The 15,306-nt window shown below is 58.2% G+C and carries 17 protein-coding genes; 4 read left to right on the top strand and 13 right to left on the bottom strand.

Features of this window, described 5'->3' with window-relative positions:
* The first annotated feature begins 235 nt into the window (after window positions 1–235).
* Window positions 236–478, top strand: a complete 243-nt coding sequence (locus tag RWJ89_RS06205; protein WP_222013424.1) for a hypothetical protein — start codon at window positions 236–238, stop codon at window positions 476–478.
* A 167-nt stretch (window positions 479–645) separates the two neighbouring features.
* Here RWJ89_RS06205 and RWJ89_RS06210 read toward each other — a convergent pair whose 3' ends face one another.
* From RWJ89_RS06210 to RWJ89_RS06220, 3 genes are all read right to left on the bottom strand, one after another.
* Entirely contained in the window at window positions 646–1,395 is a 750-nt protein-coding gene (locus tag RWJ89_RS06210) for a sulfite exporter TauE/SafE family protein (protein WP_316030706.1), read from the bottom strand.
* Window positions 1,396–1,537: 142 nt separating this feature from the next.
* Entirely contained in the window at window positions 1,538–1,852 is a 315-nt protein-coding gene (locus RWJ89_RS06215; protein WP_316030707.1) for an EamA family transporter, read from the bottom strand.
* Between the two features lie 138 nt (window positions 1,853–1,990).
* Entirely contained in the window at window positions 1,991–2,440 is a 450-nt protein-coding gene (locus RWJ89_RS06220; protein ID WP_316030708.1) for a hypothetical protein, read from the bottom strand.
* A gap of 273 nt (window positions 2,441–2,713) precedes the next feature.
* Here RWJ89_RS06220 and RWJ89_RS06225 point away from each other — a divergent pair, with 273 nt between their 5' ends.
* Window positions 2,714–3,067 (top strand): RT0821/Lpp0805 family surface protein, encoded by a 354-nt coding sequence (locus tag RWJ89_RS06225; protein WP_316030709.1) that lies wholly within the window; start codon window positions 2,714–2,716, stop codon window positions 3,065–3,067.
* Window positions 3,068–3,238: 171 nt separating this feature from the next.
* On the opposite strand, the gene RWJ89_RS06230 is transcribed toward RWJ89_RS06225, so the two are convergent.
* The 3 genes from RWJ89_RS06230 to RWJ89_RS06240 all read right to left on the bottom strand — a co-directional run bounded on the left by RWJ89_RS06230 (window position 3,239) and on the right by RWJ89_RS06240 (window position 7,140).
* Window positions 3,239–4,897: an ABC transporter permease gene (locus RWJ89_RS06230; RefSeq protein ID WP_316030710.1), complete on the bottom strand. Its 1,659-nt coding sequence runs from the start codon at window positions 4,895–4,897 to the stop codon at window positions 3,239–3,241.
* 53 nt (window positions 4,898–4,950) lie between these two features.
* Complete coding sequence (locus RWJ89_RS06235; protein ID WP_316030813.1) at window positions 4,951–5,946, bottom strand: Fe(3+) ABC transporter substrate-binding protein; 996 nt, start codon at window positions 5,944–5,946, stop codon at window positions 4,951–4,953.
* Window positions 5,947–6,108: 162 nt separating this feature from the next.
* Window positions 6,109–7,140, bottom strand: coding sequence for an ABC transporter ATP-binding protein (locus tag RWJ89_RS06240; protein ID WP_168282145.1), 1,032 nt, complete (start codon window positions 7,138–7,140; stop codon window positions 6,109–6,111).
* 322 nt (window positions 7,141–7,462) lie between these two features.
* Here RWJ89_RS06240 and RWJ89_RS06245 point away from each other — a divergent pair, with 322 nt between their 5' ends.
* Window positions 7,463–7,741: a hypothetical protein gene (locus tag RWJ89_RS06245; RefSeq protein WP_168282143.1), complete on the top strand. Its 279-nt coding sequence runs from the start codon at window positions 7,463–7,465 to the stop codon at window positions 7,739–7,741.
* Window positions 7,742–8,048: 307 nt separating this feature from the next.
* On the opposite strand, the gene RWJ89_RS06250 is transcribed toward RWJ89_RS06245, so the two are convergent.
* From RWJ89_RS06250 to RWJ89_RS06275, 6 genes are all read right to left on the bottom strand, one after another.
* Window positions 8,049–8,282, bottom strand: coding sequence for a hypothetical protein (locus RWJ89_RS06250; RefSeq protein WP_246621861.1), 234 nt, complete (start codon window positions 8,280–8,282; stop codon window positions 8,049–8,051).
* Between the two features lie 207 nt (window positions 8,283–8,489).
* On the bottom strand, window positions 8,490–10,049 hold the full coding sequence (locus RWJ89_RS06255) for a hypothetical protein (protein ID WP_316030711.1): 1,560 nt from the start codon (window positions 10,047–10,049) through the stop codon (window positions 8,490–8,492).
* A 145-nt stretch (window positions 10,050–10,194) separates the two neighbouring features.
* Window positions 10,195–10,944 (bottom strand): SDR family oxidoreductase, encoded by a 750-nt coding sequence (locus RWJ89_RS06260; protein ID WP_077980181.1) that lies wholly within the window; start codon window positions 10,942–10,944, stop codon window positions 10,195–10,197.
* Window positions 10,941–12,263 (bottom strand): FAD-binding oxidoreductase, encoded by a 1,323-nt coding sequence (locus RWJ89_RS06265; RefSeq protein WP_316030712.1) that lies wholly within the window; start codon window positions 12,261–12,263, stop codon window positions 10,941–10,943. The genes RWJ89_RS06260 and RWJ89_RS06265 overlap by 4 nt, the downstream gene beginning before the upstream one ends.
* A 7-nt stretch (window positions 12,264–12,270) precedes the next feature.
* Complete coding sequence (locus tag RWJ89_RS06270) at window positions 12,271–12,702, bottom strand: GtrA family protein (protein WP_025397419.1); 432 nt, start codon at window positions 12,700–12,702, stop codon at window positions 12,271–12,273.
* Between the two features lie 10 nt (window positions 12,703–12,712).
* A complete protein-coding gene (locus tag RWJ89_RS06275) occupies window positions 12,713–14,167 on the bottom strand; it encodes a UbiA family prenyltransferase (RefSeq protein WP_410056106.1) in 1,455 nt (484 codons plus the stop codon).
* Window positions 14,168–14,545: 378 nt separating this feature from the next.
* Between RWJ89_RS06275 and RWJ89_RS06280 the strand changes: the two genes are divergently transcribed.
* Window positions 14,546–14,749 (top strand): hypothetical protein, encoded by a 204-nt coding sequence (locus tag RWJ89_RS06280; RefSeq protein ID WP_246622090.1) that lies wholly within the window; start codon window positions 14,546–14,548, stop codon window positions 14,747–14,749.
* A 172-nt stretch (window positions 14,750–14,921) separates the two neighbouring features.
* On the opposite strand, the gene RWJ89_RS06285 is transcribed toward RWJ89_RS06280, so the two are convergent.
* Window positions 14,922–15,263: a hypothetical protein gene (locus RWJ89_RS06285; protein ID WP_131661928.1), complete on the bottom strand. Its 342-nt coding sequence runs from the start codon at window positions 15,261–15,263 to the stop codon at window positions 14,922–14,924.
* Between the last annotated feature and the right edge of the window lie 43 nt (window positions 15,264–15,306).

Here is a 15,306-nt window from a genome sequence, read left to right on the forward strand (position 1 = left end):
GACCTTGGAATTGGTCTGACATCTTAGCATTTCGCATACATAGGAAAACGTCAAGACGGCAACGTCCATTCCGGAGAATTCGGGGTGATTTTCGGGATATTCGGCGTAAGACCCTCCCGCTGAACGCGCCGTTGATCGCCAGCATTGGCGCTCCTAGCCCAACTCGTCTCGACTGCTCGAACAGCTTGGAACATCAGCGGTCGACGTTCCGTTTCGCAACGGAAGGGAGACCTGCATGCCCGGCACGTTCACCACTGTCTACATCGTCGCATTTGACCTTGATGACCGAGATCAGGCCATCCGAGCGTTCGAGCCACGGGTGGCGGCGAACGAAGAGGCCGCGATCGAGGAGGCCGAGGTCCTGATAACTAAACACGCTGGGGTCGTGGTATGGCGGCGGCAGAATGACCCTGTTGTCGGCGAGGAAGGCGAGCCCGAGGTTGTTTTCAGCGTAGGCAGGGTTGGGGACTTCGGATAATGCCAATGTCGTATGAGATCGTGTCGCTGCCGCGGCGCACGCGGTGCATGGCGGCGATCCTTTCGGCCACGCCGACTGTCGGGCAACTGAAGTGCTCCGCGTTCTTGGGCCAGCCAGAGCTGGATTTTCCAGGATTGAAGCCTGCCTCGGTGGGGCCGGACCTCCGCTCAAAGGTAAGCTCGCGAAAAGAATACTGCTGTCGTCAACAAGGCGACAGTGAGGGTTAGCACCCGCACGACCGATGCTGGAAGCCTACGTCCGATGTGGGCTCCGATCCATCCGCCGATAACGGCTCCAATCGTCATGGCAATGCATTCCTGCCATACGATTGCCCCGGCAAGTACGAAGACGACGACGGCGACCGCGTTGGCGGCAGTGACCATCACCATTCTTGTCGGATTCAGGCTCTTGATGTCCCCGCCCCCGAGCGCGCTCCACGCCGCAAGCATCATGAGACCCACCGCGCCGCCAAAATAGCCGCCATAAAGACCGAGAAAGAACTGAATCGTTGCAAACGCCAGAACACTCGGACGTGCCTGCGTCTGCAACTGGGCGCTGAGCCTCGGACCTGCAGCGAGCATCAATGTCGCCACCAGCAAAAGCCATGGCAGGATACCATCGAAAATCCTCGATGGGGTTAGCAGTAATAGAATGCTTCCGGCCACACCACCCATCACCGTCACGATGGCGATGGGCACGACATCGACGCCGCACACACTCCTAACCCCGTCACGATAGACCCACGAGCTCGCCATACCGCCGGGAAACAAGGCCAACGTGCTTGACGCGTTCGCGGCTACCGACGGCACTCCGACCGATATCAGCGCAGGCAGGGATACGAACGACCCGCCGCCCGCCAACGCATTCATGCTGCCTGCTAACAGGCCAGCAAGGAAAAGAAGCATGATATCGTCCATGTTCAGGTCGCCTTGGCACCCAAGCCTGATTCCGGCGGAGCCGCAATACCGCCGTCAAATCGCCGCATGACGTTTTGCATCCATGAGAGTCCGCCCCACGACTGCCATCCGCCGTAGTCAAGGAAACGCAATTGAGAGCCATTCATCCGATCACCATGAGCGTAACCGATGCTATCCCGAGGACTACGCCAACCGCCTGATGCCAGCCGAGCCGCTCGTCGAAAACCAAAACGGCGATCGCGTTGATGGCGATGAGCTGCGCGACCGACGACAACGAAATAGCAAGGGAAAGCCCGCTCGTCCGCATGAGAGCGATCATCGAAAGATTGCCTAATGTGTAGAGGATAAGGGCAGTGGCGAGCAGCCAAAGGTTCGAGTTGCTCACATATGCGCGCGAAGCGGTCGCCCCGGCCAGAAATAGGCACACTGCTATAAAGGGGATGGCGGCAACACGCATCGATAAACTCCTGCTGACGCGTTTTGTCTAACGCCGCGCGGCCCGTCAATCCATCAGAGACTCCCGTCCCTATCCTATCCTAGTAGTCCCAGCAGGTAGAACGGGTCGCGTGCGTGAGCAACACGTCTTTGAGCGACATCAATCCCGGTTTGGTATCGGCTTACCCTCATAGCGCACGCGAAAATTCCTCCTGTGAAAATCCTGCTCGAAGCAGACGAAGACGAGCTCCAGGTCATTGGCGCTGTCGCGCTTCCCAAGGAGGCTTAGTGTGACAACGATAACGCCGCTGTACCCGCGCGTCAGGCGGAAAGCCGCGTTACGGATCTCAGTCCCTTCTGCATCCTCCCGGTCTTCGCGGCGCTCATAGATGACCCAGAAGCGGGCAGCATCCCAAGTCTGCCGCAGGATTTGGCTGACCTCTGCCTTGAACTCTTCGGCATGCATTGCCGGACTCCAAGACAATGCCGTCTCGCCCGCATCGCTAACGACATTGAGGTAACCGTCATATTGGTAAGCGCCGGACAGTGACCGTTCGATCATCTCGAAAGCCGAGTTTTCGCTGATTGTTGTTTTGAACAGAATGGCCATCGAATCGCTGCGTTTCACTAAGAACCTGTCGGTGAGACGGCGAGACTACTGGGTGCCGCCTGGGCGAGCAACGGAGACCTGGGTCATTGGTCATCGTCCTAACGGTTGAAACGCATAGAGATCATTGTCCGGCCGTGCTCATTGTAGTCTCTTGACCACCCTTTCAAGAACACGTTCGCGGCGTCTCCAAGCGACCGCGTTTTCTTCAAACCTCGCAACATTGTGAACCATGAGTAACTTGAAACATAACTAGCAAAACGCTTTATCCGACCGATGAATCTGAAGCACTTTACCTCGGCAATGAGCATCGCGGCTTTGGCGGCATGCTCACATATCGACCCGCTTGAGACGCCCCTCGCCCAGTCAGCAATCCAGCACCAGACGCCTTTGACCGATCAAGCGGTGATCGCAGATACTGTAGGTCGCGGTGCTGTCGGTGCAACGGCGCTTGCTTGGGCCAACCCATCGACGGGTAGCGCGGGTGTTATCGAGCAGATCGATGCCAGTAACGATGGGCCGGACGGATGTCGTGGTTTTGTTACCAGTCGGCAATCTCTCGACGGCCTGACGCGCTTCAACGGCGTAGCCTGCCCGTCTGGGGACAGCTGGAAACTGGGCGGACAATAGGGTAGCGCTCGACGTCCTCAAACGACACAAAGGCATCACCCACACCGATGCTCGTGGCTGCATTCAGAGGTCAAGCAGCCATTTGGCCACGATATTGCCCACGGCGACCGGTTTGTGGCTTTGCGTTGTTTAGTGGAGGTCGCAGAGCCGGCATACCCATCGGCATGCCGGCTAGCGGATACGTCCGATCCGCGATAGCAAAATAGCGGGCAGGATGCCGATCAGCACGATGGCGAGCGCTGCAATCGAGGCTTCCTCGTAAGTGCCTCTGGCAGCCTCTCCATAAAGATGAGTTGCGAATGTCTCGACATTGAGTGGCCGCAGGAGGAGCGTCGCCGGCAGCTCCTTTACACAATCGACGAAGACCAGTAGCGCGACAGCTGAGATTGCCGCCTTCGAAAGCGGCAAATGCACGTAGCGCAGGGTGCCTGCGGTGGACTGCCCCAGCGAACGTGACGCATGATCAAGCGACAGGGAAATGCGCGATAGACCGGCTTCTATGCCGCCGGCGGAGATCGCCAGAAAGCGCACGATGAGCGCATATATGACGGCAGCACCCGATCCCATCAGGAGCAGACCAGTGGACACATCAAACAAGGAAAGCGCGGTGCGGTCGATAAACTGATCGAACCCGCCAAGGATGATCAGCACGCCAATGGCGACCACGGTGCCGGGAGCCGCATAGCCAATCGTGGAACAGCGCAGGAGCCAGGAGGACGGTTGGCCCGGCCGCAGGCGGGTCGCGTAGACGGCAAGAAGGCCAAGGATGACGGTCGTGATTGTCGCCAGGGTGGCGATAGCGATCGTATTCACGGCCTCATCGATGATCCGTGGGGATATGCCGGCGAACCGATAGCGTTTTACCGCTTCGATCAACAAATAGAGCGCGGGCGCGCCAAAGCCCAGGATGACAGGCAGAAGACCGCCGAGAAACAGCAGTACGCCTTTTCCCAAGGATACCCGCCGCGGTTGGAAACTTCGCATCCGGCGCACATCGATCGAGTAGCCCTGCTTGCGTCGCGCCCATCGCTCAACCGCAACAATTGCGACGACGATGAGAAGAAGGGCAAGGGCGATCTGCGACGCTCCCGATAAATCGGAGCGGGTGACCCAGGTGGTGTAGATGGAAACGGTGATCGTCCGGACACCGAGGAATTCGGCGGCGCCTATATCGTTCAACGTTTCCATGAGTGCAAGGCTGATACCCACGGCAACAGCGGGGCGCGCGAGCGGCAGAGCGACCCGCCAGAAGACCGCGCGGCGAGATGTACCGAGCGTACGTGCAGCATCGACGAGATTGCCGGATTGCGTGAGGAACATCGCGCGCGTGGGGATGTAGACATAGGGGTAGAGCACGATCCCGAGAAGCAGGATGCAGCCAGTCATGGAACGGACGTCCGGAAGGCGAAACTGGCGCGGGGTCTCGTAGCCTAGCAACCAGCGCACGGCATCCTGCACCGGACCGATCGGATGCATTATATCCAGATAGGCATAGGCGACGATGTAGGTCGGAACGGCAAGCGGCAGAAGCAGCATCCACTCCAGAGCATGCCTGCCGGGAAAATCATAGGCGGTCACCAGCCATGCCGTCGTCGTGCCAACAACTGCAGTGATGACGCCGACCCCCACAAGGAGAATGACGGTGTCGAGAAGCGCGACGGGAAGGATGGTCGAGAAAAGATGTCCCCAAAGACCCGCCGAACCCTTCGAGGCTTCGATGAGCAATCCCCCGATCGGCAGCATGGCAATGAGAGCGATAGTGGCGGCAATCGTCAGCCATGCGCTGCCGGGGCGCTTTGCAGAGCGGGCGGGCGCCGGGCTCGGAAACATCACTTGGTCCGTTCTCGGGGGGAAGGCGCCAGTCAGCGGCGCCTTCACTGTCCTTAGTTGTCGAAGCCGACCTTGTCCACGAGTTCACTCGCCTGCTTGCGATGGCTGACGATCTCGGACAAGGGCTTGCTGTCGATCTTTAGTTCGCCAAAGGATGCGATGATCGGATCGGCCGCGACGGCTGCCTTCACGGGATATTCGTAATTGGCCTCAGCATAGATCTTCTGCGCTTCGTCAGAGACAAGATATTCGAGAAGTTTGACGGCTTCAGCCTTGTTCGGTGAGTGCTTGGCGATTGCCGCGCCGCTGATATTCACCTGCGTCCCGCCGTTCTTGAAGGTCGGCAGGATGACCTTGATGGCGTCGCCCCATTTGACCTGCTCTTGGCCACCCTTGCCGGACCGCATCAGGCCGACATAATAGGAGTTGGCGATACCGATATCGCAAATGCCGCCGAGGATATCCTTGGCCGAATCGCGATCGCCGCCGGCTGCCTTACGGGCGAGATTGGCCTTGACACCTGTCAGCCATTTCTCGGTTTCTTCCGCGCCGTAATGAGCGATGTAGTCAGCAAACAGTGCCATATTATAAGGATGTTGACCCGAGCGTATGCAGATCTTGCCCTTCCATTTGGGATCGGCAAGCTCCTCGTAGTTGAATGTGCTAATGTCAATGTCCTTGGCCGCGTAGAGCACGCGCGCGCGCATCGAAAGTGCAAACCAGTTGCCCTTGGGATCAAGCAGCTGTTCCGGGATTGCCGAGTTCAGAACAGGCGATTCGACCGGTTGCGTTACGCCTTTATCGACCAGATCGACAAGGTTGCCGGCATCGACGGCCATCAGGATGTCAGCCGGCGAGCTGGCGCCCTCGGAGGCGACACGCTCTGCCAGGCCATCCTTCAGGAAAACCGTATTGATCTTCGTCCCGGTCGATTTGGTGAACGCCTCCAGAAGAGGTGCGATCAGAGCTGGCTCTCTCGTCGTGTAGAGGTTGATTTCTGCGGCCGCTGCGATGCAAGGCGACATCAGCGCCGAAGCAGCAAGCAGCATGGATGCCAGGATAGAACGCGAATTCATTATGTCCCTCCGAATGAATGCGCGTCCCTTGCAGCAGTTCATGACCCTGAAAGTCAAGTTTTCCCTGAAGTTTGATGCCGAATATCACGGAAACTTGATGAGGAGGTCAGCGAAATGCGTCGCGCAGGTCAGCTGTCAAAAAGCCAGCAGCCGCTCGGGGAGGATTGATATCTGAATATTCTCGGCGTCGGCCGGCAGCCGCTCCAAAGCTCTCGCCTTAAGCGGGACATCGAGGCCATCAACCTTCAACGTTATCTGCTCGAATTCGCCATGCAAAACACGGTCCTCGATACGAGCGGCAATTCCCGAGCCGGGGGACAGCGCAATCGCGTGCGGGCGGATATAGACGGTCACGGAGCTTGCGGGCGGACGATCAAGCCCATAGGCGAAGTTGCCGATCGCGGTTTCGATCCATCCGCCACGGTAAACGCCGGGAACTTTGCTGGACGGGCAAAAGAACTCTGCCGCATAAGGATTCGTTGGACGGTCGTGCAGATCATAGGCGGAACCGGACTGGACGATTTCGCCTGCCCGCATCAGAACCACCTGATCACCGACGGAAAGTGCTTCCTGGGGATCATGCGTCACGATGATCACGGTCGTGCCGAGTGCCCTCAAGAGGCTCAAGGTGTCGCTGCGAACCTTTCCACGCAGGCCCTGATCCAGATTGGAAAAAGGTTCGTCCATCAGGACGACACTCGGCCGGGGCGCCAAGGCGCGAGCTAGTGCGACACGCTGCTGTTCACCGCCGGAAAGAGTGTTCGGATAGCGATGCGTTAGATGTTCGATTCCGACCTTGTTGATCATCTCCTCTGCTCGCGCGGTTGCTTCGCCCTTCGAATGTCGCTTGAGACCAAAGAGGATATTGTCTCGTACAGTCAGGTGCGGGAAGAGAGCATAGTCCTGGAAGACGAATCCGACGCCACGCGCCTCCGGTTCGACGAAAGTGGTCGAACTGGCAACCTCGCGGCCTTCGAGGAGGATGCGGCCGGATTCCGGTATCTCGACACCGGCAATCATGCGCAGGAGCGTAGACTTGCCGCAGCCGGAATGGCCCACGAGCGAAACCGCATCTCCGCGCCGAATATGAAGAGAAAGATCCTGCACGGCTGCAGTGATGCCAAAGCGACGGGTAACATTTTCCAGCCGTACTGCGATTGCGTTCATTTCAGCTTTCATGCTCGCCGGTGGCTTCCAGTGCAAGTCCTGAAACACCCCTAGAACATACCGAGGCCGGTCGGGACAAGCGCAATCTGTTCCGCAAGCACGGCAAGCTATTTGCCGTTTCAAAGTTGCAGCAAAAACTTCTCGCCGGCATCTTTCCACCTATCGCCACAGATGACCGTCCCGGAATCGCGCCAATCGCAACGGCCGCGATCACGTTAAGTGCCGTCACTCCGGAGATTGCACCTTGTCTCGCTTTCCCGAGACACGCACTGGAACCTGCTCCCTATTCAAGTGTTCCTTCCGATCAGCAGGGAGCTTCCAAATGACCTACGTCGCATCGCCAAGCTACGACCGTAACGACGCCAGCCGCGCTTCAAACCTCCGTCAGTGTCTCGAGACCGCCAGGCGCCACCTCGATGAGACTTCGCACAGCTCGGAGACCGAGAAAATCGAAACGCTCGTGGCTTCCGCCATCGAGGCGGGTTGGGAAGAGGATGAAGTGCGCGAGGCGCTGAGCGCCGGCGACGAGCAAGGAAACAAGATGCCGGAGCAGAAACCACCCGTCCCAACGATCGGCGTGGTCCCTTCGTCATCCTTCTGACAGGTGGCGGACGCTGGCGCAGTCCGGGCAAGCGGCGAGATTTCCATGTATCTCGCCGTGTAACCACCTGTGCGGATAGTGTTGCCCAATCGCCACCACTTAGGCGCCGATGGTGTTCCGTCAGGCGTGCCCAAGAAGGTCGACGTCCGCCACGACCAAAGCGCGCGGGAGTTGCCGCGCGGAGTCGGATCTCCTGGTTCATTGTAGGCCGGTCGGCAAGAAGACCCGTCCAACCCTCCGGCGTGATCCTCTCTCCGGCAAACCATCTGACTGTGGCCTGAAAAAGCGTCGGCGCCGACCTAGTTAGTCACCGACGGCCGGGGATGGCAGGAGCCGCGACGAGCAAAAGCAGAAAAGCTGCCAAGGGCAAGCCGAGCGCCTTGTGCATGCGGCTGCCGAGGATCTCCGCGGCAACGGCTGCGAACAGGAGGATGACTATGGCCATTCCCACTGGCATCGCGCCGCCCATACTTCCCGAAAGGCCATAGCCGGCAGCGGGAATATAGAAGGTGGGTGCGCCAAGCGACGTATGGAAATCCACGTTCGGTACTTGTCCCGCCAGATGCGATGCGCACCGTCGAGGAAAACAAATAGATCGTTGACGTATTTGCTGGTGATCGTCTGGTTGGGCAGAGCGAGAAGAGCTGAAAGCACCAGAGCAAATGAGGCGATGGGGGTCCACCAGAGGTATTGGCGGCCCCCCGTGGCGATGCGCCTTCCTGCTCCGGCATCGACCTCACTGCCTGCGTCATCGCGCCTCGCTTTTCAACGCGGTCTGTGGTCGCTGGTAAATTGTCCATTCCGGCGTTTTCTGCACCATGTCGAAATTCTTCGAAATGAATGGGCCATACAGCTCCTGTAACGGCAGGCTATTGATGCCGGTCTTCGGCACCATCACAATCTTCACGTCGGCGAACAGTGCTTCTGGTGGGATGTAAGCCTTCTCATTGATGTTGCGGTTCCAGTGGAACCACGCAGTGTCACCTGTGGGAGGACGTATTCCGAGCCCCGCGGAAAAGGGGTTGACGAAATCGAGCACGAATACCCGTTCGAGCGGAATCGGCAGGGCCTGAAGTAGAGCACCCCCACTTTCGATACTATCGAGGTAGCGCTGAATGAAATCAGGCTCGCCACCGGGCGGGTCGATTTCCCGGACGTCTTCAAAAAGCGGAGGGCCAAGGGGCTTGCCCACATTCTCCGCCGCAAGTGCCGTGTGGAGAGCGATCGCCTCTCCGTGGTGGACGATGGACGGCAACAGAAAGAAGATTAGAAGCAGCGGCAGTGCAGCTGCAAGACGAGCAGGCCTCTCCATTTGCGCGCTTTGGTCGCCAGATTGAAAACGCCGTGCCTTTTCCGCCAGGACGGCCGCTCCGCAATAGAGAGTGATGATACCCCAGCTGTGGGCGTTCTGGTTGATGATTGCCAATCCTGCACCCACGCAGAAGCCACTGTAGAGGAGGTCTCGAAGGCTGCGGATGTGCCAGAAGGCAACCAACGCAAACACCGTGAAAACCACCAGATCCGACAAATTCTCACGGACATTTTTCAGTATGCTGCGGACGTCATGATCACCGCTAACCCGTGCGGCGGCCCGCAGGTCCTCTATATGCTGAAGCGTGCCGCGCCAGAAGAACTCGATGACGATCATTGCCAGTGCGGTCAGGAGCAGACTGACCAGGATCCAGGAACGTTGCTGCCGGTCCAACAACAGGAAGATCAGAAAGGCCACGCCGCAGAGTCCGTAGGTCGCCTTCGTGTAGAATTGGACAAGTAGAAGAAAGGCCGTCGCGAGACTGTCTGCAACGTCGTTGCGCGCGGCTTCGGATCTCGGCGTCAGGTACATCACCAGGATGAGCCCGAGAGCGACCCAGCCGATGCGATTGTAGAACATCGCAAAAGAAAGAAGCCGGACCGGACTTCCGAGATTGATCGGGACAGCGAGAATAAGAATCAGGAATATGCCCAAGGCGATGGCTGAGGGTGAGCTGAGGCGCGAAAGAAGGATACGGATCATCGCAGGCATGAACGCGACGGTCAGGAGCGCCATTCCCATCGGTATCGCGGCGCCGAAATTTCCGGACAGGAGGTATCCCAAGGCAGGGATATAGAAGACCAACGGTCCGAGCGCCGTATGAAAATCACGGTTTGGCACCTGCCCGACAGCGATACGATGCGCTCCATCAATGAATATCAAAACATCGTTGATGAAAGCGGTGTTGATGGTCCGTCCAGGAAGGGCAAGCATGGCGGCACAAATTGCCGCGACCACCAGGAGCGCAACTTGTGCGGAAAAAAGGCGGCGCATCATCTAGACCCCGTCCTTCCCGAGGGCAGGCCTTGATCCGCATCGGCGCCCGGAAAAAGCGGATCAAGAAAAAGCGGATCAACAAGATGGAACATGTGGACGACGAAGCGGCCAGGGCAATCTCTATCTTCTATTCCCCAGGGTTCGATCACAGCCGCAACCTCTTGAAGATCGGTTCCGGGATGCCTCGGATTATCGCCATGAGCGGATACCAAATCCGCCGGACATAGACGACGTCCCCTCCCTTGCTGCCATCGGCAACGCCGAAGATCCTTTGAGCGACCTCTGCAGGCTCGGCCGTAAGCATGGGTGGAAGCTTCATTCCATCAGTCATCCGCGTTCGCACAAAACCGGGTTTAATGGTGAGGACGCGTACCCCGGCTGTGGATAGTCTGTTCCTGAGACCGGACAAGAACGCCGTCAGGCCAGCTTTCGCGGCGCCATACACATAGTTTGATCCTCTCCCGCGGTCGCCGGCGACCGAACTTATGCCGACGATGGTGCCGGACCCGCGCGCGGCAAAGCGGCTAGCCAGGAGGCCGAGCATCAAAGCCGGTCCTTCGAAGTTTGTCCGCATAACCATGGCGGCGTGTTCGAGTTCCCTTTCGGCGCGGGCCTGCTCGCCGAGTTCGCCGACGACGCAAATGGCCGTGTCAGGCAATGGCGACACGGTGCTCAGGAACTCTTCGAAGCGGCCGGTATCAAGAATATCCAGTTCATGGGCGGCGACGACGGCGCCGGTGCGCGTGACGATGTCATCGGCTTCACGTTGGACAAGCTCACGCCTGCGTCCGACCAAATGAATGTCCCAGCCCGCCTCGGCATAGACCAGGGCAGTCGCACGACCAATATCCGACGTCGCCCCAATCAGGAGCAGTGTCTTGCCGATAGCTTTCATATGCCAAGCCTTTTTCCCAGCTGGGAACTAAAGTGACGGTCGGCCCCCGTTGTTCGTCGCAGCTCTTTGAACGCCTGCAGTTGGGGGTAACCGGCTTCGAATGTGTGACGGGATTGCCTCGCATCCTTGGCGAGATAGAGCCGCCCTCCCGCCGCGACAACCAGCTTGTCAATTTCGTCTAAAAGCTGGAACACGTCGGGCGCGACCGGCAGGTCGAGTGCGAGGGTATAACCTGGCGCCGGAAATGACAGAAGGCCTGCGCCACCCCTCAGCCTTTTCAGCACGGCCAGGAATGAGGCTCTCCCAGAAAGGGCGAAACGATCGAGCATACTGCTCAGAACCGCAAGTGCGTTTTCGTCAGGCACCACGCATTGATGCTGCAGGAAGCCGCCCTTGCCGTAGAGGCGATTCCATTCGCGAAGACCGTCAAGCGGGAAGAAGTAGCTGTCCCAGTGGACCAACGAGGCACGGGCTGTTTTGCGGGCACCCGCCCGATAATAAAGATCGTTGAATGCGGAAACACTCGTTCTGTTGAGCGCCCAACCAGGCAGGTCGACCGGCAGTGAAAAACGGGCTGCCTTGAAGGGAGGCAATAGCGCTGCTTTTGGCATTTGAGCGATGTCGCTCGGGCTGGCGTGCTCGCCGACAAAGATCAGCGAGCGGCCGAGCGAAGCGCCCCGCGAAAGGCAATCAATCCAGGCGACGGAATAGGTCGCGTCGTCTGTTTGCTTCAAGGCTTTCAGCGTATCGCCGAGATTTTCTGTCGCGACCGTCTTTTGAACAATCCAGCCGGTACTGATGGGCCTCAGCGTAAAGGTCGCTTCAGCGATGATGCCCGTCAGGCCCATACCCCCGAGCGTTGCGAAAAAAAGCTCTGAATTCTGGGTTCTGCTGCAGGTAATGATCTCACCGCTGGCGATAACCAGCTTGATTTCGCGAACGTGTTCGCCGAACCCACCGTCGCGATGATGGTTCTTCCCGTGCACATCGGATGCGATCATTCCTCCAACTGTGACGAACTTCGTTCCTGGGACTACCGGGGGGAAATAGCCCCGGGGGATGAACGACCTGAGAATGTCCGACAGCATGACGCCACCTTCGACGGTCAGCGACGCGTTCACCTCGTCGAAGCTTTTCATCCGGTTCAATGCACCGCAGGTCAAAGTGAGATGCTCACCGATCGCGGCATCGCCATACGAGCGGCCGTTGCCGCGAGCAATCAGACCCGCGCGCGATGACACCGTTCCAGGCAGCGCTTCCGGCAGCCTACAATCAAGCACTTCACTATCATGGCGTGGATAACGTCCCCATCCCTCCATCAGTCTGTCACGCCCCTTCCAACTTGAACACGAATTTTCGGTCGAGCGCGAATTTTGAGATGTAGCCGATCGCCAGACCGATCGCCCCGCCCGCATACTTCGCTAGATCCGTTCTCCAGACTGTCCAGAAGACAATTTCGAATCCCCAGAATATGATTGTCGTCACGACGCTGAACAGGCCGTAAAGGACGATCTTGAGCAATTCGTCGCCGTGCGACTCGTATCGGTCAAAGAAGATCCACCTTTTGTCGAGGAAGTACTTAAGCCCGAACCCGGCGGCAGTGCCCGCGAGCATTGACGGCACGAGGCTTTGCGACGGGTAGATCTTCACGACAGCCGCCTGAACCGCAAAATTTGCTAAAGTCGAGAGGATCGCGAACACGACATAGCGAACTGCGATGCGGGTCGGGATCCCTTCACCCCCATAATGGGAACGCATTTCGCTCACCTCACAGTGCGGCGACAACAAAGGCGCTGGCAACGCCCAGAGTCGCAAGGCTCACCTTGTCCTTGATCGCAAATACGACCGGATCGTCATGCATCAGTCCCCTATGGGCGAGCAACAGGATGCGGGCAATCCAGCAAGCCAGGATTGGTCCCGCCAGCCATAAAATTCCCGGCCGGGTGTAGAGATCCTGCACGCTGTCGCTTGCAGCGTAGAGCGCATACAATGTGAGCGCGTTCATTCCGGCCCCGGCCGCCAATGCGCCGATCATGCCGACGTCTCCATTCTTGTAATCGCGGCTCTTCGAGTCGGGTAGGTTCGCGGCTCGGCGCGAAATGAGCTCCGTGTATCGCTTGACGAGCGCAAGCGAGAGGAACCAACTCATCATGAAGGCAAGCAGCCAAGGAGAAGGCCAAACCGAGATCGCCGCCGACCCTCCTACCAAGCGTGTGGTGTAAAGAGCTGCAAGGGTCACGACATCGAGGATCATCTTCCGCTTCAGAAAGAACGAATAGGCGGTGGTTAACGCAAAGTATCCGGCGAGCACCAAAATGAAGGCGGGTGTAATCGTCAGGGCGACCATAAACGACAGCAGAAGGAGAACGGGGATTGCCATGAGCGCGTGTGAGAGCGGGATATCGCCGCACCCCAGCGGCCTGCGGCATTTGCTGCGATGACCGCGATCGTCTTGAAGGTCGACCAGGTCATTCAGCACATAGACGCTCGACGCGCAAAGCGAGAAGGCGACCAAAGCCAGAGCGGAATTGGCAAGACTATGGACGTCGAAGAGTTGATTTGTCAGCAACGGGATAAAGACGAGCCCGTTCTTGACGTATTGATGCACCCGCAGCAACCGCGCCCAAGTCCGCCAGCTCGGTTTGTCGTGCGCAAGATGTTCAACATTGTCGCATTGGCGCGACAGTTGCCTCGCTACCCTGGCCGGCGTCCGAATAGCGTATGATTTTCCGGCGTGGCGCCATACAGGCAGATCTGCGGCGTTGTTGCCGGCATAGTCGAAACCGCCATGGCCAAAGGCCGAAACGAGCTTTTCCGCCTTCACCTCGGCGGCGCAGTTTGTCGTCTCGTCCGTTGCAAACCAGCCGTTGAAGACCCCTAGATGGTCGGAAATGCGCGAGACAAGGCGCTCGTGAGTCGCGGATGCGAGATAGACCTGACGTCCCTCTTCCCGCGCCGTATGGATCAAGTTCAGAACCTCGGGATCAAAGGGCAGGATAGCCGGATCGAAATCCGCGGGTGTGGAAAGACGGTGCTTGAGGCATGCCTTTCCCCTGCACGTTGCGAGGACAAGGTCAACGATGGAAAAGGGGCGGCGCCTGAGTTCAGAAAAGGCGGTCTCAATCAGCAGGTCGGATCGAACCAAGGTGCCATCGAGATCGATGACCAGCGGCCGCGACGAATCCGAACTTTGTGGTGTCGACGAGCCACCGAGCGTTGATATCGTTCGACGAGGTGAAATCCACTCGTCCTCCTGACCCGTCGGTAGAAAATCTCTTCGAAGCTCAAACTCCTGGCGCAATTCGCTCAAAGGATTTCCCTTTATACTTGAGGTATGTGGAAATCGCCGAACAACGGCCAAGCCGCTTAGTTCCATAGCCCAGTCGCTTGTGTCTGACTCTTTGCTCGACCTTCACCTCTAAGTTTAGACAGGCAGCGGATACCCTTGCGCACGGAACGAATGATCAGTGATCTATCCGGCACCTCCTCGTTGCCGGGGCGTAGGCTGGTTGCACTGAGCGATGTACCCCACCGGACGGAGTTTCGACGGCCGGAACAAACCGCTGATGTATCGGTTGGGTGCCCCATACGCAAAGACCGGTTGAACGAAGCGATGAACTTGGCACTTGTTTTTGGGACATTGACACTGACTTGCTGGATGGTCGGCGGGGCTATTGCCGTCATAGGAAATGCAGAGCATTGCCATCCCCACCGTCAGCAGATCAGCGGGTTCGTCTCGCTCGGCTTGAACATCCTTGGACTCGTCTGCGCAATCCTGATGGGAGCCGTTCTGGTCGCGCAGTAATGCCGACAAGGTTGAACGGTCTTTAGTTATTAGAAGCTCCGCTTGGCGCGGCTTGCTTTGCCTATCGCCTCTGTCGTCGTGGCGCTCCCATGCAGAATTTGTCCCATAGCGAATCCCTCCTAGCCTGTGAGAAGATTGCACCATCAAAATCCGGGATCAAACGTCTAGCTTGTCAGCTGTAAATCCAGCTGGCGATCGCCACTGCCAGCGCAACAAGAGCCAGTGTGGCGATGAAGATGCGTAAAGGGTTAGAGCGCGTCGTCTGGGGCATGGTCCCTGCACTCCCGGGTTCACGCATGGCGACATCGTAGTTGCGTTGGCGATCGGCCACTCCCCTGCTCTGGGTATGCAGCGCCGTCTCGATCTCTTCGTGGCTCATCGGCTGACCTGCGGCCTCAGCATCTGTTTCCAGTGGCGCGGCTGCAGGGTCAAATCCCGATCTGATGTCTCCGCTGTCTCCTGATTGGATTCGACCGCGCACTTCGGCAGCGGTCTTGCCATCCTTCTTGATCATCGCGGTTCTCCTATTTCGCTTGGAGATGATGCCGCACCGTCGC

This window comes from Rhizobium sp. 10PS4, assembly GCF_032464805.1.
Lineage (GTDB): Bacteria > Pseudomonadota > Alphaproteobacteria > Rhizobiales > Rhizobiaceae > Rhizobium > Rhizobium laguerreae.

Bases quoted from the DNA above. Each gene is read 5' to 3' on its own strand.
- RWJ89_RS06255 (WP_316030711.1), bottom strand. From the start codon at position 10,049: ATGATGCGCCGCCTTTTTTCCGCACAAGTTGCGCTCCTGGTGGTCGCG.
- RWJ89_RS06215 (WP_316030707.1), bottom strand. From the start codon at position 1,852: ATGCGTGTTGCCGCCATCCCCTTTATAGCAGTGTGCCTATTTCTGGCC.
- RWJ89_RS06265 (WP_316030712.1), bottom strand. From the start codon at position 12,263: ATGGAGGGATGGGGACGTTATCCACGCCATGATAGTGAAGTGCTTGAT.
- RWJ89_RS06205 (WP_222013424.1), top strand. From the start codon at position 236: ATGCCCGGCACGTTCACCACTGTCTACATCGTCGCATTTGACCTTGAT.
- RWJ89_RS06230 (WP_316030710.1), bottom strand. From the start codon at position 4,897: ATGTTTCCGAGCCCGGCGCCCGCCCGCTCTGCAAAGCGCCCCGGCAGC.
- RWJ89_RS06260 (WP_077980181.1), bottom strand. From the start codon at position 10,944: ATGAAAGCTATCGGCAAGACACTGCTCCTGATTGGGGCGACGTCGGAT.
- RWJ89_RS06270 (WP_025397419.1), bottom strand. From the start codon at position 12,702: ATGCGTTCCCATTATGGGGGTGAAGGGATCCCGACCCGCATCGCAGTT.
- RWJ89_RS06235 (WP_316030813.1), bottom strand. From the start codon at position 5,946: ATGCTGCTTGCTGCTTCGGCGCTGATGTCGCCTTGCATCGCAGCGGCC.
- RWJ89_RS06240 (WP_168282145.1), bottom strand. From the start codon at position 7,140: ATGAACGCAATCGCAGTACGGCTGGAAAATGTTACCCGTCGCTTTGGC.
- RWJ89_RS06220 (WP_316030708.1), bottom strand. From the start codon at position 2,440: ATGGCCATTCTGTTCAAAACAACAATCAGCGAAAACTCGGCTTTCGAG.
- RWJ89_RS06245 (WP_168282143.1), top strand. From the start codon at position 7,463: ATGACCTACGTCGCATCGCCAAGCTACGACCGTAACGACGCCAGCCGC.
- RWJ89_RS06285 (WP_131661928.1), bottom strand. From the start codon at position 15,263: ATGATCAAGAAGGATGGCAAGACCGCTGCCGAAGTGCGCGGTCGAATC.
- RWJ89_RS06210 (WP_316030706.1), bottom strand. From the start codon at position 1,395: ATGGACGATATCATGCTTCTTTTCCTTGCTGGCCTGTTAGCAGGCAGC.
- RWJ89_RS06225 (WP_316030709.1), top strand. From the start codon at position 2,714: ATGAATCTGAAGCACTTTACCTCGGCAATGAGCATCGCGGCTTTGGCG.